Origin of the sequence: Rothia sp. HMSC065D02 (assembly GCF_001815285.1) — a bacterium.
Classification (GTDB): Bacteria; Actinomycetota; Actinomycetes; order Actinomycetales; family Micrococcaceae; genus Rothia; species Rothia dentocariosa.
In genome coordinates this window covers 1-378 of sequence record NZ_KV820077.1, presented here as the reverse complement: position 1 = coordinate 378, position 378 = coordinate 1, and the positions used below count along the sequence as shown (strand labels likewise).

Here is a 378-nt window from a genome sequence, read left to right as displayed (position 1 = left end):
GTGTGGGGTTTGTGGGTGTGCAGGGTCTCGTACCGGGAAATCCTGCCCGAGAAACTCGTCCGGGTCACGAACCGGGGACGGAAACTTACACTGCACTACTGGCAGATTGACTCTAGTTATTTCACCCTATTAGGAGATGAAAACGGGCTCTTCGAACTCACCGACACCACAGGGGTGGTGTATCGGTTTAAACCGCATGTAGAACCGTGCCGGTATGTGGGTTCTCAGGTGGCGTTCCGGCTGGATTATGGGTATTGGGCTGACCCGAATAATACTCAGGATGCTCAGGTTTTGGTGCGGTTTATGCAGGATAAGTATTGGGTGCAGCGTCTTTTAGAGGTGCCTGTGGTTTCGGGGTTAGCCCACGAGGGGTACGGG

1 protein-coding gene is annotated in these 378 nt (G+C 54.0%); it reads left to right on the top strand.

What is annotated here, in order from left to right; genetic code table 11:
• The coding region (locus tag HMPREF3016_RS03240; RefSeq protein ID WP_083315871.1) for a hypothetical protein at positions 1 to 378 on the top strand (378 nt) is incomplete at both ends.